This window comes from Myxococcus sp. MISCRS1 (genome assembly GCF_026626605.1).
Taxonomy (GTDB): Bacteria; Myxococcota; Myxococcia; order Myxococcales; family Myxococcaceae; genus Myxococcus; species Myxococcus fulvus.
On the sequence record NZ_JAPNKB010000001.1, the window covers coordinates 4,656,541 to 4,676,735 of the forward strand.

At 71.0% G+C, this 20,195-nt stretch carries 12 protein-coding genes; 5 read left to right on the forward strand and 7 right to left on the reverse strand.

Annotation, left to right across the window (positions count from 1 at the left end):
• Nucleotides 1–27 precede the first annotated feature (27 nt).
• Entirely contained in the window at nt 28–789 is a 762-nt protein-coding gene (locus OWM54_RS18180; protein WP_223749827.1) for an ABC transporter permease, read from the forward strand.
• A 99-nt stretch (nt 790–888) separates the two neighbouring features.
• Entirely contained in the window at nt 889–2,529 is a 1,641-nt protein-coding gene (locus tag OWM54_RS18185; RefSeq protein WP_267698326.1) for a serine/threonine protein kinase, read from the forward strand.
• Nucleotides 2,530–2,555: 26 nt separating this feature from the next.
• On the opposite strand, the gene OWM54_RS18190 is transcribed toward OWM54_RS18185, so the two are convergent.
• The 4 genes from OWM54_RS18190 to OWM54_RS18205 form a co-directional block, all read right to left on the reverse strand.
• Complete coding sequence (locus OWM54_RS18190; protein WP_267698327.1) at nt 2,556–4,145, reverse strand: carboxylesterase/lipase family protein; 1,590 nt, start codon at nt 4,143–4,145, stop codon at nt 2,556–2,558.
• 367 nt (nt 4,146–4,512) lie between these two features.
• Nucleotides 4,513–5,952: a M20 family metallopeptidase gene (locus OWM54_RS18195; RefSeq protein ID WP_223749824.1), complete on the reverse strand. Its 1,440-nt coding sequence runs from the start codon at nt 5,950–5,952 to the stop codon at nt 4,513–4,515.
• 175 nt (nt 5,953–6,127) lie between these two features.
• The gene (gene treZ, locus OWM54_RS18200; RefSeq protein WP_370640401.1) at nt 6,128–7,996 is read right to left on the reverse strand and encodes a malto-oligosyltrehalose trehalohydrolase; all 1,869 of its coding nucleotides are present in this window, start codon (nt 7,994–7,996) and stop codon (nt 6,128–6,130) included.
• A gap of 128 nt (nt 7,997–8,124) precedes the next feature.
• Complete coding sequence (locus tag OWM54_RS18205; protein ID WP_223749822.1) at nt 8,125–8,622, reverse strand: hypothetical protein; 498 nt, start codon at nt 8,620–8,622, stop codon at nt 8,125–8,127.
• A gap of 198 nt (nt 8,623–8,820) precedes the next feature.
• On the opposite strand from OWM54_RS18205, the gene OWM54_RS18210 reads away from it, so the two are divergent.
• Both OWM54_RS18210 and OWM54_RS18215 read left to right on the forward strand, forming a co-directional pair.
• Nucleotides 8,821–9,966 (forward strand): AAA family ATPase, encoded by a 1,146-nt coding sequence (locus tag OWM54_RS18210; protein ID WP_223749821.1) that lies wholly within the window; start codon nt 8,821–8,823, stop codon nt 9,964–9,966.
• Between the two features lie 108 nt (nt 9,967–10,074).
• On the forward strand, nt 10,075–10,458 hold the full coding sequence (locus OWM54_RS18215; protein ID WP_046710694.1) for a DUF5335 family protein: 384 nt from the start codon (nt 10,075–10,077) through the stop codon (nt 10,456–10,458).
• 145 nt (nt 10,459–10,603) lie between these two features.
• On the opposite strand, the gene OWM54_RS18220 is transcribed toward OWM54_RS18215, so the two are convergent.
• Nucleotides 10,604–11,422, reverse strand: coding sequence for a M57 family metalloprotease (locus tag OWM54_RS18220; RefSeq protein ID WP_223749820.1), 819 nt, complete (start codon nt 11,420–11,422; stop codon nt 10,604–10,606).
• Nucleotides 11,423–11,900: 478 nt separating this feature from the next.
• On the opposite strand from OWM54_RS18220, the gene cls reads away from it, so the two are divergent.
• Nucleotides 11,901–13,355, forward strand: a complete 1,455-nt coding sequence (cls, locus tag OWM54_RS18225; RefSeq protein ID WP_223749887.1) for a cardiolipin synthase — start codon at nt 11,901–11,903, stop codon at nt 13,353–13,355.
• 582 nt (nt 13,356–13,937) lie between these two features.
• On the opposite strand, the gene OWM54_RS18230 is transcribed toward cls, so the two are convergent.
• Together OWM54_RS18230 and OWM54_RS18235 are read right to left on the reverse strand one after the other, a co-directional pair.
• Nucleotides 13,938–14,765: an MBL fold metallo-hydrolase gene (locus OWM54_RS18230; protein ID WP_267698328.1), complete on the reverse strand. Its 828-nt coding sequence runs from the start codon at nt 14,763–14,765 to the stop codon at nt 13,938–13,940.
• 456 nt (nt 14,766–15,221) lie between these two features.
• Complete coding sequence (locus OWM54_RS18235) at nt 15,222–19,997, reverse strand: DNA topoisomerase 3 (RefSeq protein ID WP_267698329.1); 4,776 nt, start codon at nt 19,995–19,997, stop codon at nt 15,222–15,224.
• Nucleotides 19,998–20,195: the final 198 nt, after the last annotated feature.

The window sequence follows — 20,195 nt, forward strand, 5'->3', positions numbered from 1 at the left end:
TCGGGGCCGCGCCGCCATGACACCACCATGAACGTCCTCGGGATGCAGACGCTGTTCGTGAAGGAGGTCCGGCGCTTCATGCGCGTGCCGGGGCAGACGGTCCTCTCTCCGCTCATCAGCACCACGCTGTATTTCATCGTCTTCGGCTACTCCATCTCCGGCCGCGTCGCCGAGGTGGAGGGCTCGCCGTACCTGCACTTCATCGTGCCGGGCCTGGTCTTCCTCGGCATCGCCAACAACGCCTTCCTCAACAGCTCCTCGTCGCTGTTCATCACGAAGATCCAGGGCACCGTGGTGGACCTGCTCGTGGCCCCGCTGGGCCCCGGCGAGCTGATGGCGGGCTTCATCGGCGGCGCCATGGTGCGCGGCCTCGTCGTCGGTGGCCTCACCTGGGCCGTGGCCGGCCTGTTCACCGGCTTCAGCCTGGAGCACGCGTGGGTGGCCGCCTACTTCCTGCTCATCGCCTCCTACGTCTTCAGCGTGCTGGGCCTGCTCGCTGCCGTGTGGGCGGAGAAGTTCGAGCAGATCAACTTCTTCCCCACCTTCGTGATGTTGCCCCTCACGTTCCTGGGCGGCGTCTTCTATTCGGTGCGCGAATTGCCCGCGCCCTGGAGCACCATCAGCCTCTTCAACCCCATGGTCTACATGGTGGAGGGGCTGCGCTACGGCATGCTCGGCAAGAGCATGTTCTCCCCCGCGCTGGGCGCCGGAATCCTCGCGGGCGTCGCGCTGGTGGCCACCGCCGCCGTTTACTTCGTGCTCCGTTCGGGCTACCGGATGAAGGCATGAGACCCACCCGGACCTTCACCCCATTCCGTCAATGTGGGGTGACAGACGACTGGCCATTTCCCGCACGGTGAGAAAGGGAGATATCCTCCCGGACACATCATGGCGGTGCCATTCGGTAAGTACGAGTTGCTGCGGAAGATTGCGTCGGGCGGAATGGGCCAGGTGTTCCTGGCCCGTGAGCACGGCACGGGATTCGAGCGGCTGGTGGTCCTCAAGCTCATCCTCCCGCACCTGGCGGAGGACGATGAGTTCTTGTCCATGTTCCTGGACGAGGCCGGGCTGGTGGCCCGTCTCACCCACCCCAACCTCATCACCATCCTCGACCTGACGCAGATTGAAGGGCGTCACTGTCTCGCCATGGAGTACGTCCAGGGCGACGACGTGCGGCGGCTGGAGAAGTTCTCCCGGACCCAGGGCAAGCCCCTGTCGGTGGGCCTCATCCTGCGCATCATCGCGGACGCGGCCGCGGGGCTGCACTACGCGCACCAGGCAAGAGACCCACAAGGCCGGCCCATGCGGCTGGTGCACCGCGACGTGTCCCCGCAGAACATCCTGGTCGGCTTCGACGGCGGGGTGAAGGTCATCGACTTCGGTGTGGCCAAGGCGGCCACCAGCAGCGCCAACACCGCCACGGGTGTGCTGAAGGGGAAGTACCCCTACATGTCCCCGGAGCAGGCGAGCGGCCTGGCCATCGACGCGCGCAGCGACTTGTTCGCCCTGGGCGTGGTGATGTGGGAGCTGCTCACCGGCAAGCGGCTGTTCAAGGGCGACTCCGACCTGATGACGCTGCGGCTGGTGAAGGACTGCCAGGTGCCCAGGCCCTCGCAGCTGAACCCCAAGCTGCCACCGGGGCTGGATGAGGTGGTGCTCAAGGCCCTGGCGCCCACGCCCGAGGAGCGCTACCCGGACTGCGGCGCGTTCCGGCTGGCGCTGGAGGACTACGCGCTCAACCTGCGGCTGCCCACGAGCAGCGCGCACCTGTCCGCGTACCTGCGCGAGCTCTACAACGAGCGCATCTCCACGGAGACGGACCCGGCGAAGCTGGACCAGCTGGCCGAGGACGCGGACCTGGACTCGCGCTCCAACTCGTCGTTGAGCGGCGTGGGCCCCTCCGCGCAGGGCGCGCGCACGTCGGCCTCGCGCCAGCAGCGCAACGTCACGCCGGGCACGCGCTCGCGTCAGGCCGTGGCCGCCGCGGTGGGCGGGCCCGTGGTGCAGGACCGCACGCGGGGCACCTCGCCCATGGAGCGCGTGGTGGAGCCCAGGCGCTTGCCGTGGGTGCCCGTCATCGTCGTGAGCGCGGCCCTGCTGGTGGCCGGCGCCGCCATCGTCTTCCTGCGCGGCCCCGCGAGCGTCACCCCGCCGGCGGAGAAGCCGCCCGTGCAGGCCGTGGTGGTGGAGCCGGAGAAGCCGCCCGCGCAGCCCACGAAGCCGCCGCCCGTGGAGCCGGTGAAGACGGTGGAGCTGCCCGTCATCACCGAGCCGCCCGGCGCCACGGTGAGCATCGCCGGCGAGGAGCGCGGCGTGACGCCCATGAAGCTGGCGCTGGAGAAGGGCGCGCCCATCGTGTCGGTGACGCTCGCGCTCGCGGGCTACGAGCCGGTGACGCGCGAGGTCTCCGCCGCGGACGACGAGCTGCGCCTGGAGCTGCGGCGCCAGGGCGGCAAGTCCCCTGGCACCACGAAGCGGCCGCCCGGGGGCACCCCGAGCGGCAACCTGGGCATCAAGACGGGCCGCTGACGGCCCGCCTCATCCCCGCGTGAAACTCAAGGGGTGGCCTGGGGCCGCCCCTTGCTCTTCGCGGCGGTGGAGGTGGCGCCCTTCGAGCCGCCCGCGGCCCCCCGAGGCATCGCCGGGGGCTTGGGCTTGGCGAAGGCATCGATGAGGGGGATGCACAGCGTGGCCACGTCGAGGATGGCCTTGTCGAAGTCCGTCTCCACCGTCACCGTGGGCGCGAGCCGCAGCAGCCGGTCCGCCTCCTGGGTGTGCTCGTGCCAGTCGACGCCGCCCACGCTCCCCGGCTTCTCGTCGCGCGCGAAGCGGACGATGGCGTCGAGCATGTGGCCGGCCCAGGCCCTGTCCTTGTCATTCATGAACCCCTGGTTCGGCGGGCCCAGCTCCGTCGTCCCGAGGAAGAACGGAATCTCCTGGCCGTGGGGCACACCGTTCGGGCTGCGGGGGCGCAGCATCTCCGCGGTGTAGTCGAAGGCGTAGCGCCACACCGGGTTGCCGCGGGACGCGTGGAGCGTGGCCAGGTAGCGCGGCAGCACGGCGAACACGAAGTCGCGACACATCCTCCGGCCAATCTCCCGGTCCCCCAGCTGCTTTCCGTACAGCGCGCGAACCGTGTCCGCGAGCCCGCCGAGCTTCTCCAGGATGGTGCCCGGGTCGATGCCGAAGGAGGCCACCACGCTGGAATCATCGCTGGTGTTGCCGATGACGAGCGGCAGGTCCAACTGCTCCCCGGCCAGGAAGGTCTCCCGGATGCCCAGGGGCAGCACGGAGTCCCCCGCGATGGGGCAGGGGGCGTTGTTCACGTCCGACGGCAGCGGCCAGAAGCGCTCCGCGGGGAGGGCCCGCAGCTTCTCCATGGAGACCTCGTGCCAGTCCAGGCCCAGCCGCTGGGCGGTGGCCTCGCCGCAGTATCTCGCGTCCGCCAGGGGCTTCTCCGCGAGCACATACGAGCTCATGGCCACGCCCCGGTGGAACAGGTCCCGGCCGCGCATGAGCGGTGAGCAGTAGAGGGCCAGCACGCTCTTGGCGCCCGCGGACTCGCCCATGAGGGTGACATTGCCGGCGTCCCCGCCGAACAAGGCGATGTTGTCCTTCACCCACTCCAGCGCGAGCATCTGGTCCAGGAGCCCGAAGTTGGCGGGGCCGTTCGGCTGCTCTTCCTGCAGCTTCGGGTGCGCGAAGAAGCCCAGGTGGCCCAGGCGGTAGTTGAGGGTGACGACCACCACGTTCTTCATCGCCAGCGGCGAGCCGTCGTAGGCCTCGAAGCGCGAGGCGCCGAGCACGAAGGCGCCGCCGTGGAGCCACACCACCACGGGCAGCTTCGCGTCCGCGTCCAGCTTCGGCGTCCAGACGTTGAGGTGCAGGCAGTTCTCGTCCGGCTCCCCGGGGTCCCCGCCGCCGGACTCGATGCAAGCCTGCCTCGACTGCATGGAGGCCGGGCCGTACTCGGATGCATCCAGGATGTGACGCCACGGCTGGGCCCGCTGCGGCGCCCTCCAGCGCAGGTTGCCCACCGGCGGCTGCGCGTAGGGAATCCCCTTGAAGACGAAGACCGGGCCCTCCACCAGACCCTGCACCTGCCCTTCCTTCGTGCTGACCACGGGCGACCTGCTGGCGTTCATTCGCTTGGCTCCGTTGCTTGGATGACTGTCCATTCGGGTGAAAAGACACACGCCACCAGACTCCGACGAGACCGCTGCTCGTCGGGAAGCACGGACCCGAACGCCGTGAATCCATCTGGATGCGCGGGCCGGGTGATAGGACTTCGGGACAATCCCTCGCAACCACGCATCCACGCGTGTCTCGTGGAACGGGCGCTGGAAGACAGACACACCTCGACGCCCCTCCCCCGGGTCGGAGGCGGATGTCTCGGTGGATGTATCGATGCGCCCTGGAGTCGGCGTGGGACGGGGCTTCGAAAGGCGGGCCCCGCACCGCCGCTCCCAGGTGCGGGGAGCGGCGGGGGCCACGCGCCGGCGGAGGCGGGGCCTAGCGCTGGAAGTGGTCCGCGATGACGCTGGCCACGCAGCAGGTGAGCTTCTTGCCGGTGGGGATGTGCAGGAACTCGTTGGGGCCGTGCGCGTTGCTGCCCGGGCCCAGCAGGCCGGTGATGAGGAACTGCGCCTCCGGGAAGCGCTCGCCCAGCATGCCCATGAAGGGGATGGTGCCGCCCTCGCCCATGGCCATGGCGGGCCGGCCGAAGTACGTGCCGGACGCGGACTCCACCGCGCGCGACAGCCAGCTGGCCAGCGGCGGCGCGTCCCAGCCGATGCTGGCCTTGTCACCCTCGAAGGACACCTTGGCCTGGTACGGCGGGTCCTGCTCCAGCGCGTCCTTGAGCGCCTTCTGCGCCGCCTTCGGCTCCAGGCGCGGGGGGATGCGCATGGACAGCTTCACCGTGGTGAAGGGCCGCAGCACATTGCCCGCGCTCTGCAGGGGCGGCAGGCCGTCCACGCCCGTCACCGACAGCGCCGGACGCCAGGTGCGGTTGAGCACCAGCTCCGCGCCGTCCTCGGACATGGGCTTCATGCCGGACACCCAGGGGAACTTGCCGAAGACCTCCTCGCCCAGCACCTTCGCCGCGGCGCTCGCCTGCTCGCGGCGCTCCTTCGGAATCTCCACGTGCAGGCCGTCCACCTTCACGCGGCCCGTGGACTCGTCCTCCACGCGCGAGAGCACCTGGCGCAGCACGCGGAAGCTCGACGCCACGATTCCGCTGGCGTCACCGGAGTGCACGCCTTCCGTGAGCACGTCCACGCGCAGGTTGCCGGCCACCATGCCGCGCAGCGACGTGGTCATCCAGAGCTGGTCGTAGTTGGCGCAGCCCGAGTCCAGGCACACCACCAGCGACGGCTTGCCGATGCGCGGCGCCAGCGCCTCGATGTACGCCGGCAAGTCGTAGCTGCCGCTCTCCTCGCACGCCTCGATGAGGATGACCGTGCGCGCGTGGCCCACGCCCTGCTCGCGCAACAGGCGCAGCGCCGCCAGGGACGCGAACGCCGAGTAGCCGTCATCCGCGCCGCCTCGGCCGTAGAGCTTGTCGCCCTCGCGCACGGGGGTCCACGGCGTCAGGCCCTCGCGCCAGCCCGTCATCTCCGGCTGCTTGTCCAGGTGGCCGTACATGAGGACGGTGTCGTCCCCCTTGGTGCCCGGCACCTCCATGTAGATGACCGGCGTGCGCTCCGCGCCCTGCTCGTTCTTGAGGCGGATGACCTCCAGCGTGAGGCCGGGCAGGTGCGGGGCCTGCGCGCGGCACCACTCCACGATGAGCTGCACCGCGGCTTCCATGTGTCCGGCCTTCACCCAGTCCGGGTCGAAGGCGGGCGACTTGTTCGGGATGCGGATGTAGCGCTCGAGCGCCGGGAGGATCTCCTTCTCCCAGATGCGGTCGGAGGACTCGGTGGCGGTCTGGACGTTCAGGACGTTCATGGCCGCGATGCTGAGCACGGGAGGGCCCCCCTGTCGACACCGGCAAGGCCCCTCGTAAGGCCATGACGCGCCGCCCTGATGGGGCCCATCGGCGCGCCTGTCACCTGCTTCCCTGGCGCCCACACGAGGAAGCACCGCGTCAGCGCGCGGTGCCCCCGTGGGACTTCACGGGCGGTCAGCCCCGCTTCGCATCCGCGTATCGCACGACGACGGCGCCGGGGCCGCGCAGCCGGAGCGTGCCGCCGGTGAGCGGCGAGGCCGACACGTCCCCGCCGAAGCGCGGCGCGTCGCTCCACAGCACCACCTGGGCGTCGGCGGGCACCGCGTGCTCCACCTCGCCGCGCAGGGCCACCAGCACCTGGAGCACCTGGCCTCCGCCGCGCCGCTCCAGCACCAGCGCGTCCGGGCCCACCGCGCGAGCGTCATAGGTGCCCCGGCGCGCGTCCGTGAGCGTGGGGTCCGAGGCACGCAGCGCGAGCAGCTCGCGGTACAGGGCCAGCACGCCCGCGTGCTCGGGCCGCTGGGCCTCGCTCCAGTCGAGCCGGGAGCGCGTGAAGGTGTCCTGGGCCTGCGGGTCGGGGACCTCCTCGCCCGCGAAGCGCGAGAAGCCGGCGAACTCGCGACGGCGTCCCTCCGTGACGAGCCGCCCCAGCTCCGCGTGGTGGTCCGTGAAGTAGAGGAACGGCGTGCTCGCGTTCCACTCCTGGCCCATGAACAGCAGCGGCGTGTACGGCGACGCGAGCAGCAGCGTGCTCATGGCGCGGAAGGCCGCCGGGGACACGTCGTGGCCCAGCCGCTCGCCCAGGGGGCGGTTGCCCACCTGGTCATGGTTCTGGATGCAGTACACGAAGCGCCACGGCTCCAGGCCCTCCGCCTTCGTGCCGCGCGCGTGGCCCAGGTTCTTCGACGGCTGGCCCTCGTAGAACCAGCCCCGCACCAGCGTGCGCGCCAGGTCCTCCGCGCTGCCCGTGTAGTCCTGGTAGTAGCTCTCCGAGTCCCCCGCGAAGGCGCGGCGCATCTGGTGATGGAAGTCATCCGCCCAGACGCCGTCCAGGCCGTGGCCGCCCTCGGATGCGGGCAGCATCAGCTTGCGCTCGTTGCGCTCGTCCTCGGCGATGAGCACCACGCGGCGGCCCGGAGCGCTGGCGCGGGCGCGCTCGGAGATTTCGGTGAGCAGGTGGGGCGTGCCGTCGTCGACGATGGCGTGCGCCGCGTCCAGCCGCAGGCCGTCCAGGTGGTAGTCGCGAATCCACATCTCCACGTTGGCGAGCACCATCTCCCGCACCAAACGGCTGTGCTCGCCGTCGTAGTTCACCGCGTCGCCCCACGGCGTGTGGTGGCGGCCGGTGAAGTAGTGCGGCGAGAAGGCCCGCAGGTAGTTCCCGTCCGGGCCGAAGTGGTTGTAGACGGCGTCCAGCATCACCGCGAGCCCCGCTGCGTGCGCGGCGTCCACCAGGCGGCGCAGCCCCTGGGGTCCCCCGTACACCTGGGCCGGCGCGAAGAGGTCCACGCCGTCGTAGCCCCAGTTGTGACGGCCGGGGAAGCTCGCCACCGGCATCAGCTCCAGCGCGGTGATGCCCAGCTGCTTGAGTTCGGGCAGCCGGGGGATGAGCGCCTCGAAGGTGCCCTCGGGCGTGGCGGTGCCCACGTGCACCTCGTACAGGACGAGCGAGCGGGGCTCCACGCCCTCCCAGCCCGCGTCCGTCCACGCGAAGTCCGCCGTCACCACCTCGGACGGGCCATGCACGCCCTCCGGCTGCGAGCGCGACCACGGGTCCGGGAAGGGGCCCTCCCCGTCCACGCGCAGCTTGTAGCGCACGCCCGCGCCCTGCCCCTCCAGCACCGCGCCGAAGCAGCCATCCGCCTCCGGCGTCATGGGCAGCGCGCGACCCGGCGCGCCCTTCGCGTCGAACAGGACCACCTCGACCCGCGAGTGACTGGGAGCCCAGACCCGCCAGCGCACCCGGGGGCCCGCCTCCACCCATGCACCCAACGAAGAGGTTTGAGACGGCTTCACGTTCCGCTTCTCCGACAGAGCACCCATGAGGGGCATCCCTGTAATGCGCTCGGGCCTGCCTGGGGAGCACTTGCGCGCGAGGAGGTCCGAGCCGTCCCCCGCGGATGTTCACGGGTGGGCGTTCCCGCCCGACACGGGGCCACCGCTCGTCCGCCTCAGTGCAGCGTGGGCTCGCGGTGCAGGAGGAAGGGGATGATGACGTGGCGGAGCAGCGGCAGCTCCAGGTGCGTCATCGCCAGCAGCGTGTGCCCCTCCAGCCAGCGCACCTCGTCCACGAAGGGACGCCACTGCCAGCCGGCCCCACGCGGGTACTCCACCTGGAGCGAGGCGCGTCCGTCCACGCGAGAGACGCCGTCGCGCAGCACCAGCGGCACCGAGCGCGAAAGCCCCCCCTCGCGCCGCACCAGGTTCACCCCGTCGCGCCCTCCCGCCGCGAAGTCCTTGCCCCACCAGCCGCGCAAGCCCAGCAGCCCCAGCCCCTGTCGCACCAGGCCCTGGAACCAGGCGGGCCCCAGCAGCTCTCCCCGGTAGCGCCCCGGCAGCGTGTCGCGCGCGGGGGTGGGGAGGGTGCGGAACAGCGCTCGCCACTCCCCGTACCGGCGCGGCTGGGTCACGGGCACGAGCGAGGGCAGGGACAGGGATGGGAGGCTCATTCCCCCACGCTATGCAGCCGGACGCCCCGCGCCCGCGCGCACCTGCCCGTCCGCCCTCCCGGGGGCTGGGCGCCGGGCCCTGCCGCTCGGGAGGGGGCTCGAGCTCGCCGGGCTGCTTGTGGACACCCCGGAGCGCCGGGATGATGCGGCCTCTCGGGTCCGGGGTCCTCCGGCCCGACGCCCCCGGAGCCATCCTCGATGACTGTCGTCCGCCATGGCCTGGAGCCCCGGCCCTCTCCCCGCGGCGAGGATGTCGTCGAGCGGGTCGCCGCCATCGAGGTCCTGTCCCCGCGCGAAATCGACGCGCGCCTCACGGACCTGGGCTACCGCGGCCAGCCCGAGGCGCGCCGCGCCGCGTCCGTGCTCGCCTACCGCCACCTGCGCCGCATCCGCCGCCTCCACCTGGAGGGGCTCGCCCCCGAGCCGGGCCTGCGGGAGAACTGCCTGTTCCTGGGGCCCACCGGCTCCGGCAAGACGTTCCTCGTGGAGCTGCTCTTCCGCGAAATCCTCGCGGTGCCCACGGTGCTCGCGGACGCCACCCAGTTCTCCGAGACGGGCTACGTGGGTGACGACGTCAACACCCTGCTGTCGCGCCTGTACGAGGCCGCCGACCGCGACACCGAGTGGGCCGCGTGCGGCGTCATCTGCATGGACGAGTTCGACAAGCTCGCCACCAGCCGCTCCGACAGCCGCTTCGCCGGACAACAGACGACGAAGGACGTCAGCGGCTTCGGCGTGCAGCGCAGCCTCTTGCATCTGTTGTCCGCGGCGCACGCGGACTTCCCGCCGGACTTCGGCTTCACCAGCCGGATGCCGCCGGACTCCATGGAGATGGCGTGTGTCACCTTCATCGCCTGCGGCGCGTTCAGCGGCCTGCGCGCGACGGCGGAGGGCATGGCGCGCACCGAGCGGCTCGGCTTCGGCCGCGAGCCCCGCCGCGAGCCCGAGGAGTCCATCGCCACCGCCGTCACCCAGGAGCAGCTGGAGCAGACCACCGCCTTCGCCCGCTACGGCTTCATCCCGGAGCTCATCGGCCGCTTCAACCGCCTGGTCTCCTTCACCCCGCTGGACGCGGCCACGCTGGGCGACATCCTCCAGCAGAACGTGCTGCGCGCGTACGAGCGCGAGTTCGAGCAGGAGGGCCTGCGCCTGCACGTGGAGCCGGCCGTGCGCGAGCACGTGGTGGCTGGCGCCCTCAAGCGCGAGACGGGCGCGCGCGGCCTGCGCACCACGCTGGCGCCGCTCTTGGAGCAGGCGGCCTACGAGCACTTCGGCCGCCCGGACGCGGCCTCCACCGTGCGGCTGGTGCTGGAGGGTGACCGGGTGCGCTCCTGCACGGAATAGCGCCCGACGCTCCCTCCCCCACCGAGCGGGGAACCGGGTCCGGCCTCCATCCCGCCCGCACGCACCTTACGGTTTGAGCGGGAACACGAACACCGGAGGGTCGCACACATGGCGCACACGGACCACACGCGAGAGATTCCCCGGGAGGGCTGGGCGGACTATCTGGCCCTGCTCAGCAACATGGAGAAGGAGCAGCCCGTCCGCATCGAGGTGGAGGGGATGGAGCTGGGAGACCAGCCGCTCGCCTCGGGGCTGCCGTTGGTGGAGATCAGCCTGGAGGAGAAGGGCAGCGACCGGGGCGTGGTGGAAATCATCGTCGGCGGCCCCGGCGGCGAAATCACCCACCGCATCCAGAAGCCGGACCACATCTACGCGGACGAGAGCGAGAGCGGCGAGCTGGAGTGCCTCGACATCGAGAGCAGCGAGGACAACACCAAGACGCTCATCTACTTCGGCCAGGCCACCACGGCCGGCGCGCGCAAGATGGACTGAGCCTGGGAGGGCGCCCCCCCGCGCCCATATCAGAAAGGCCGGAAGGCACCCCCCTCCGCGGGAGAAGGAACCTTCCGGCCTGTGGCCTTCACCCGTCCCCGCCGTCGCGACGGGGATGGGGGTCGGCCGGTGCTTCAAGCGCGAATCACGGGTACAGCGCGCGGGCGCCCTGCTTGTCCAGGGTGGTGAGGATGAGGTCGCCCGTCTGGGTGCCGTTGCACTGCGGGTAGTGCATGACCGAGGAGCGGTCGTAGGACGTCAGCGCGCGCCAGTTCGCGTCCTCGTAGCAGGAGCCGTTGACGCGCGTGTGCTCGTGGCGGAAGCCCAGCACGTGGCCCAGCTCGTGGCGCAGGATGCCCGCCAGCGTCCAGGGCGCGATGCTGCCGAAGGCCGTGTTGTCCACGAGCACGTTGCGGCCCGAGCGGCCCGAGTTCGGGAAGAACGCGCGCGCCAGGTACTGGCCACCGGAGTTCACCGGGCGCACGTCGAAGAGCACGCCCGTCTGGGACGCGGTGCAGCTGGCGTCGTAGCTGGTGCTGTGCGTGAAGTTCACGCTGGCGGTGGCCTCCCAGGCCGCCGTCGCGCTGTTCATCGCCGTCACCATCTTCGCCTTGTTGGTGGTGCCGAAGGTGTTGCTGATGCAGTACGTCAGGTTGCCCTTCTGCGCGGAGCTCCACTTGATGTCGCCCGCCGCGGTGCCGCCGCTGTTGTACACGGCCAGCCCGTTCTGGGTCTTGCCATGGTCCGCGACCACGTTGTTGTCGTAGTAGGCGCGCAGCTCCTCCTCGCTGTCCACGGCCTGGTCCATGTCGAAGATCCACTTGCCTTCCGGATCCTGCACGGCGCCCGCCTTGAACTCCTCCCACGTCATCTTCGGCGCCAGCGTCTCGGCGCTCTCGGGACCACACGCGGAACCCAGGAGCGTCACACCAGCCAGCAGCGCCATGGAGCGGAACTTGAGCATCGGTCTTTCCTCGGAAACACACGACTGCGGGGGATGCGCCGCCCCACCTGGTCCCTCCACCAGCCGCGGCAACGGCGCGCCCCGGCCTTGAGCAACTGTCGGGCCAACGACGCCCACATAGCTGGATAGACTGTTTTTCGAGCACAAACTGGATAGCCAGCACTCCAGGTCAAAACAGACCGACTGTAAATGGGCCTGACAAAGTCCGGTGGAAGTCGGCGTGGCGGTGAGGGTTTTCGTTTCGCGCCGGGACTGTTCGGGAATCAGACGGTTCTGTCTGCGAATCAGTCAGTCGCCCAGGGGCTGTCGGAAACCGGGTCAGGGTTTCCCCGCACACGCTTGGGGGCGCAATCAGCCACGCACCATGCAATCACCGTCGGAGCGCGTCAAGCAGCTGCGGCGCGGCGGACAGCTCGCGGCGCGCCGCGCCGTGGCGTCGTGTATAGCCGAAGGCGTCGTGGGCCCTCTTCCGTTCGACATGGCGTGGTGGCTGTCCTGGCTGGAGGCGGTGTGGCCGCACCTGGCGGCGGGGCTGACGGTGCTGGTGAGCGTGCTGGCCAGCGCGCACGTGGTGCTGCACAAGCGGGACGTCCGCGCGGCGGTGGGCTGGGTGGGGCTGGTGTGGCTGGTGCCGGTGCTGGGCGCGGCGCTGTACCTGGTGCTGGGCATCAACCGGATTCGACGGCGCGCGCGCTCGCTGACGCCCCGGCGCGGGCACGGGATGTTCCCGCCCATCCGCGGCGTGGAGGCGGTGGTGGCCGAGGGCGTGTCCCGGGTGAAGCCGGAGGCCGCGCACCTGGCGCCCCTGGCGCGGCTGGGGGACGCGGTGCTGCACCGGCCGCTGTTGCCGGGCAACCAGGTGACGGTGCTGGAGTCCCGCACGGACGCGTACCCCGCCATGCTGGAGGCGATTGCCCGGGCGAGGACCTCCATCTCGCTGTGCAGCTACATCTTCGACAACGACGTGGCGGGCCGGCACTTCGCGGGGGCGCTGGGTGAGGCGGTGCGGCGTGGGGTGCAGGTGCGGGTGCTGGTGGACGCGGTGGGCGCGCGCTACACGTGGCCGACGATTCTCGGGCGGCTGTCGCGTGAGGGTGTGACGGCCGCGCGCTTCCTGCCCTCGCTGATGCCGTACCGGCTGCCGTTCATGAACCTGCGCAACCACCGCAAGATATTGGTGGTGGACGGACAGGTGGGCTTCACCGGGGGCATGAACATCCGCGAGCACTTCTGGCCGGGGGAGCAGGCCGCGAGGGACTTGCACTTCAAGCTGGAGGGCCCGGTGGTGGCGCAGCTGCAGGAGACCTTCGCCGAGGACTGGGTGTTCACCACGCGCGAGCGGCTGAGCGGGGACGCGTGGTTCCCGGAGCAGCAGTCGGCGGGGGCGGTGCTCGCGCGGGTGGTGCCGGACGGGCCGGACGAGAACTTCGAGACGCTGCGCACGGTGCTGCTCGGGGCGCTGTCCACCGCGCGGGCGTCGGTGCGAATCGTCACACCGTACTTCCTGCCGGACGCGTCGCTCATCACCGCGCTCAACGTGGCGGCGCTGCGCGGGGTGAGGGTGGACGTGGTGCTGCCCAGGAAGGGCAACCTGCCGGTGGTGCAGTGGGCGAGCACCGCGCAGCTCTGGCAGGTGCTGGCGGACGGGTGCCGGGTGTTCCTCACCGAGCCCCCCTTCGACCACACCAAGCTGATGGTGGTGGATGGCGAGTGGGGCCTCATCGGCTCGGCGAACTGGGACCCGCGCTCCTTGCGGCTCAACTTCGAGCTGAACGTGGAGTGCTACGACGCCGGGCTGGCCCGGCGCCTGGATGCGGTGGTGGACGAGCGGCTGTCGCGCGCGCGTCCCCTCACCCGGGAGCAGGTGGACGCGCGGCCCCTGCCCATCCGGTTGAGGGATGGGCTGGCGCGGCTGTTGTCCCCGTACCTCTGAAGCGACGCGCGCCGCGCTACAGCAGCACGCGGCGCACCTTCCAGAAGGCCTCCTTGGCGGTGCGGAAGGCCTGCGAGTCCGGCGGCAGGAACGAGCGCAACAGCTCCGCCGACTGCGTCTGGAGCGGCCGCACGCAGTGCGCCTCCACCTGGCCGCGCAGGAAGCCCACCGGGTCCCTGCGGCGGTACTCGGAGAAGTACGTGCGCAGCTCGTTGCGCGTGCGCGCCTTGCCGTTGTCCGCGTACTTGGCCACGTAGGGGCTGAAGTCGGGGTAGAGCCGGCCCTCGCCGAAGTCGCCGTGCAGCGTCGTCTTCATGAAGTTGCCGATGAGCAGGTCATCGAAGACGCGGTAGCGCACCGCGGTCATCAGCGAGTGGCGCGGGGCCTCGAAGGTGATGCCCCGGCGGAAGCGGCGGCGGTGGAACTCGATGACGTGGTCCTGGCCGCCCACGCGGAAGCGCAGGAAGTCCAGCACCGAGCCCAGGTGCTCGATGGCGCCGAAGTACTCGCGCAGCATGCGGGACTCGTCGGCCTCGAGCATCTCGCCCCAGTCGTCCCCGAACTCCGTCGGGTCCACGGGCGTCAGCGCGCGCTCGGTGGGGCGGATGAGCCGCACGTCGTCCTGGGCGAAGTCCACCTGGACGAAGGCGGGCAGGAGCGAGCACGTCGGGGACTCGAAGCCGCGCGAGTAGTCCTCCAGCGTGGTGGTGTACTCGGAGGCCCAGATGCTGTCGGCGCGCTGGTACTTGTGCATGGAGCTGAAGGGCACGAAGTAGCGCGCGCCGTAGAACTCCGCCTGCCGGGCGATGTGCGCCCCACGGGCGTCTTCGCCGCGGCGTAGGGCGCGATTCGCTGCCCGTCCTCGGTGAAGTAGTTGATCATGTCCGCGTCGCCGTAACCGGACAGGGCCAGGAGGTAGGACTGGTCATACCGGCGCACCAGGCCGCGCACGAAGCGGCCCCAGCCCCGGTCTCCCGCGTCGTTGAGGTTGACGAGCAGCCGTCCGCCCACGTCGACGAGCAGCACCGCGTCCTGGTTCATGTCGGGGATGCACATGACGCGGATGCGCGGCGACAGTTGGGTCCACACGCGGTCCACCAGCACGTGCACGTTGAAGCCCTGCTCGCGCAGGTCATCGCGGATGCGGCCGCCGAAGTGGTTGGGGACCAGGATGGTCAATTCGCGCAGCTTCTCCAGGGACTCGGGGCTCAGGTGGTCCGGGTGTCCGTGGGACAGCCACGCGTACTGGCAGCGCTGGATGGTGTCGCGCTGCTCTTCGGGAATGTCGTGGGACAGGGTCCAGCTGCCGAAGTACGCGGCACCGTGAGTCCACGGGTCGGTCACCAGCACCGGTCCGTTGTCGTGGCAGATGAGTGTGGCGTTTCCGATTGTCTCGAATCCGAGTTCCATCTTCCGCTCCCCCCTCAGGCCCGCGCGGTTGCTCGCCATCGCGGTCACAGGCCGGAAGGTGACGCGCAACGGGGGAGAGACCCACTGCCCCCGCGTGCAGCGAAAAGGACTGCACGCCCGGCAGGCTGCCCGAGGCCCGGTGGAAGGGAAGATGTTTTCCCCGGGCACGGCGTCGGGCACGCCCTCCCGCGGAGCCGGAACGGCACGGACACGGCGCGATGGAGCCTCGCGAGGGGTCGCCGCGCGCGAGGGACACACCGTCACGGGTGACAAGTGCACGGCGCGGGCGGACGGGTCGACCGCCCTCGCGTGAGAGGAGGCAGCCACCCGCGTCCACGTCGACGATGTTCGCGAGTGGAGACACCAGGGCCTCCCGGTTCGAGACATGGCTCGGGAGGGGCGCGGCGCTTGGAGCAGGCACCCAGGCGCGAGCCCCGCTCCGAGCGTGGGCGTCCCTCAGCGCTTGCGAGCCACGAGCGAGAGAATCTGGGAGCCGTAGCGCTCGGTGAGCGCGGGCCCCACGCCGTGGACGGCCATCAGCGCGGCGCCGTTCTCCGGCCGCGCGGCGGCGATGGCGCCCAGCACCCGGTCCGTGAGGATGCGGAACGCGGGCACCTTGCGCTTGCGCGCCTCGGCGAGCCGCCACGCCTTCAGCGCATCCACGAGCCCCGCGGGGGCCTCCTCCTGCGTCACCCCACGGCTCCGCGAGGAGCGAGCCCCCCGCGACACGGGCTCCTCGGGGGTGCCTCGCCCCACGGGGATGCGAGACTCGGGAGACAGCGCGGTCCTGGACGCATTCCATGAGGAGCGCTGCTCGAAGTCGTCCGAGGGAGAGGAGGCCCGCCACTGTCGGCCGCCGGCCTCGCTCCGACTGGAGCCCGCGCGTTTCTTCGTCGCGCGTCTGGTCGTCTTCCCGCGCTTCTTCTTGGACGCCTTCTCCAGCGCCAGCGGCAGGAAGACCTGCTGCGGGTCCACCACGCGCGTGCGGCGGCCCTCGTCCGTCAGCGACAGGCGCTGGAAGGAGATGACCTGGCCGTCCTTGTCGAACGAGTCGACCTCCAGCCGCGTCAGCCCCGCACGCACCAGCCCTCCCACCAGTCGCTCGAAGTCACGCCGGGGCAGCGCATCCCCGAACAGCTCGCGGTGGAGTCGCCCGGTGGCCTGTCCATCCCGCTCCTGGAGGGACTCCAGGATGCGCTCGAGCCAGTGGCGCTCGGACGCCGACGGCTCGGCGAAGCGCAGCGTGGCGCACGACTCGGGCGAGCACACGTCACACAGGCCGCACGCCTCACCGGAGTCCTGGGTGTCACCGAAGTGAGAGACCAGCTGCTTCATCCGGCAGCCATGGGCCTCCGCGTAGCGCCCCATCTGCTCCAGGTGCAGGAGCTTGCGCTCACGCTGGGCGTTGTACGCCGCGGACCAGTTGGGACGTCCGCGCCGCACCGTCTCGTCGGGTGTCATCACCACGCCGCCGTGAATCCAGAGCTGTTCGAGCGCCTTGTCGAACACCTCCGGGTCCGTGCGCACGCGGCCCTGGAGCGACGGCTTCGGCTCGGGCTCCAGCGCCGTGGACTGGAACAGGCGCTCCAGGACGTACGCCTCGGGGTAGTCGCGCTTGTGGAAGAACTCGTGCGTGCGCCGGTCGATGTACGAGTGCAGCAGCACGGCGCGAGACGGCTTCCCGTCACGGCCCGCGCGCCCCAGCTCCTGGTAGTACCCCTCCAGGCTGGCCGGCAGCGCGGCGTGGATGACGGTGCGGACATCCGGCTTGTCGATGCCCATGCCGAAGGCCGTGGTGGCGACGATGACCTCCAGCGAGCCCCCGAGGAACTCCGCCTGGACCTTGTCGCGGTCTCCCGGCGGCAGGCCCGCGTGGTACGCGGCCGAAGGGAAGTCGCCCGCGAGCAACTCCGCGAGCTGCTCGGCGTGCTTGCGCGTGGCCGCGTAGACGATGGCGGGCCGGTTCTCCTCGTCCTGGAGCAGCCCGTGGATGGCGTCTCCGCGAGCGCCGGGGTTCAGCTCGCGCACCTCGATGGCGATGTTGGTGCGGCGGAAGCCGTGGATGAAGGTGCGCGCCTTGCCTCCCGCGCCCAGCAGGCCGAGCTGCTGCACGATGTCCCGCTGCACGTCCGGCGTGGCGGTGGCGGTCAGGGCCACCACGGGCGCGGGACGCAGCAGGGGCAGCCGCGCGCCGAGCAGGCGGTAGTCGGGACGGAAGTCGTGGCCCCACTGCGAGATGCAGTGCGCCTCGTCGATGGCGATGAGCGTGGGAGGGCGCCGCGCGAGGAACTCCACGAAGCCCGGCACGCCGAGTCGCTCCGGCGCGATGAACAGGAAGTCGAGCTTCCCCTCCAGGTAGTCGAAGCACACCTGTCGCGAGGTGGCGCGGTCCCGGCCGGAGTGGATGCGGTCCGCCGCGAAGCCGAGCGACTGGAGCCGCAGCACCTGGTCCTCCATCAACGCGATGAGCGGACTGACGACGATGGTCGTCCCCGCCCGCGCCAGACCCGGGAGCTGATAGCAGAGCGACTTGCCCGCGCCCGTGGGCATGACGAGCAGCAGGTCCTCGCCCGCCGTGGCCGCGCGGCACACGGCCTCCTGGTACGGACGGAAGTCGGAGAAGCCGAAGGCCTCCTTCAGGAGCGGTCGGAGCCGGTCCGGAGGCGTGGGAGCGCGAGGGACACGCTCCGGGCGCCCCCCCGTCGACACGGAGACACCGCCCCGTGAGGAGCCCGGCCCACGAGACACGCCCGTGTTGAACGCGCCCTGAGCGCTCGTCCGACGAGGCGCCGACACCACGGCTGCTTCCGAGAACCCTGCACTTTGTGAGGAGCGCGAGCCGGCTGAGGCCTCCGCGCGCCAGGCCCCTCCACCGTCGGCGGCACCACCGGGCGAAGTGCCTCGCGCCGTGCGAGGAGCAGGCTCCAGCTCCGAGGAGCCACCGCCGAACGAGGCGGGAGTTCCAAGCGAAGCGTTGCGCGGAGAGCCACGGCCTGCCGTCGCGAAGTCGCCTCCACGTGAGGCCTCATCCCTCGATGCGCCAGTGAACGAGTCCGTCGAGGTACGTCGTGCGCCACCGGGCGCGTCCGAGGTGCCCTGTGAGAACGAGGTCTCCGCACGATGCTCCGTCCCCATCGCGCCGCCCCACCCTCCAACCCCACCCTCGTGAGCCACCGGCCCACCGCGCCCACCCGGGACACCGGCGCGCACCGGCCCCGAGGGCCCCTGCCCCACCACCTCGATGACGTACTTCTCGATGCCCCGGATGAACTCGTCGAGCTGCCCTTCGCCCCGCTCGATGCGCTGGAGCCACGCTTCCCACTGGCCCGTCATCGCCGGCGTCTTCACGTCCGGGTGCACCACGTGGATGAGGTTCAGCCCCTTCTCCGTCGCCTCCAGCACCTTGCCCTTGCGGACCAGGTACTCGCGGTCCAGCAGCACCTCGATGATGGCCGCGCGCGTGGCGGGCGTCCCCAGCCCCGTCTCGCGCATCGCCTCCGCCAGCTCCTTCTCGTCCAGCAGCCGACCCGCCGTCTCCATCGCCGTCAGCAACGTCGCGTCCGTGAAGCGCGGCGGCGGACGCGTGCGCTTCTTCACCGCCTCCACGTCCTCCACCGTCTGCGGCTGCCCCCGCGCCAGCCCCGAGGGCAACGACTGCGAGTCATCCTCCGGCTCCGCCTCCTCGTCCCCCTTGCGCGCGTCCGACTTCGGCTTCGGCGCCTTCTTGCCCCCGCCGATGTCCAGCACCTTCCAGCCGATGCGCTCCACCTGCGTGCCCGTGCTCTGGAAGCGGTCCACCACCGGCACCGCGCTCTTCGGCCCGGGCGACGTCACCGCCGTCACCACCGTGGTGACGCGCCACACATGGTCCTCGTGCCACGCCTGCAACAGGCGCCGGCACACCAGGTCGTAGATGCGCTGCTCGTCCGAGGACAGGCGCAGCCCGTGCGGCGACGTGGGCGTGGGGATGATGGCGTGGTGGTCCGTCACCTTCCCATCATCCACGTAGCGCCGACCCAGCGGACGCACGCCCGTGCCCGGCGCCAGGTCCTCCTCGTAGGGCCCGCGCACCGTGCCCACCACCTCCGGCAGCGTGTCCGCCACCGTCTGCGACAGGTGCCGGCTCGACGTGCGCGGATAGCTCAAGAGCTTGTGCTTCTCGTAGAGCGCCTGCGCCACCTCCAACGTGCGCTGCGCGCTGAAGCCATACAGCCGGTTCGCGTGGCGCTGCAGCTCCGTCAAGTCGTAGAGCAGCGGAGGCGCCATCTTCTTCTCCTCCGCCTCCAGCGATTCGATGGTCGCCTGCCCCCGCTTCACGCGGTCGATGATGGCCTGGGCCTCCACCCCGTCCGCGTCCAGCCGGCGCGCCTCGCGCACGCCCTCCATCCCCGGAGGAATCACCGGCTTGCCATCCGGCCCCGAGCGGAACCACGTCCCGTCGTACCGCGCGCCCGGCGCCACGTCCTTGCTCCGGGGCGCGAAGGTGGCCACCACCTCCAGGTAGTCGCGGGGCACGAAGTTGCGGATGGCCCACTCCCGCTCCACCACCATGGCCAGCGTGGGCGTCTGCACCCGCCCCACGCTCAACATCTCCCCCTGCCCGCCATGCGCCAGCGTGTACAGGCGCGACAGGTTCATCCCCACCAACCAGTCCGCCCGGCTGCGCCCCATCGCCGCCGCCGCGAGCGGCTCGTACTCCCGCCCGTCCTTCAGCTTCTGGAAGCCGTCCCGGATGGCCCGCTCCGTGAGCGACGACACCCACAGCCGCCGCACCGGCTTGCGACACCCCGCCGCCTCGTAGATGTAGCGGAAGATGAGCTCGCCCTCGCGGCCCGCGTCCGTGGCGCACACCACCGCGCCCACCTCCGGCGAGGTCAGCACCCGGCGCACCACGTCGAACTGCGAGCGCGTCTGCTCGGAGACCACCAGGGGCCAGCCCTCCGGCAGCATCGGCAGGAGCGCGCGGCTCCACTTCTTCCAGTCCGGCCTTATCTCGTGCGGCTGCGCCAGGCCCACCAGGTGGCCGATGGCCCACGTCACCACGTAGCCGTTGCCACGCAGGAAGCCGTCACCCCGCTCCTGCGCGCCCAACACCCGCGCGATGTCCCGCGCCACGGCTGGCTTCTCCGCCAACACCGCCAGCAACGACGAGCGCCCCGCGCCCCGCGCCGCCGCGCCCTCCCCACCTCGCCTGTCCTCGCCGGGCACCTGGCCCATCGCTTCCCACCTCATGAAACCTGTCCCCTCCCGCCGCCCAATACCCGGGACATCCGCCCCAGGCACACGTCGCAACCGTCTTCCCTACCGCGTCAGGCTGACATGGCCAGCCCCTCACTGTCCCTACCCACGACGCCCGCTCGCCCCTCCGCCAGTCGAGGCGGACCCTCTCACTCCACCACCCACCTCCCAGGTCTCCCTCCACTCCGGGTG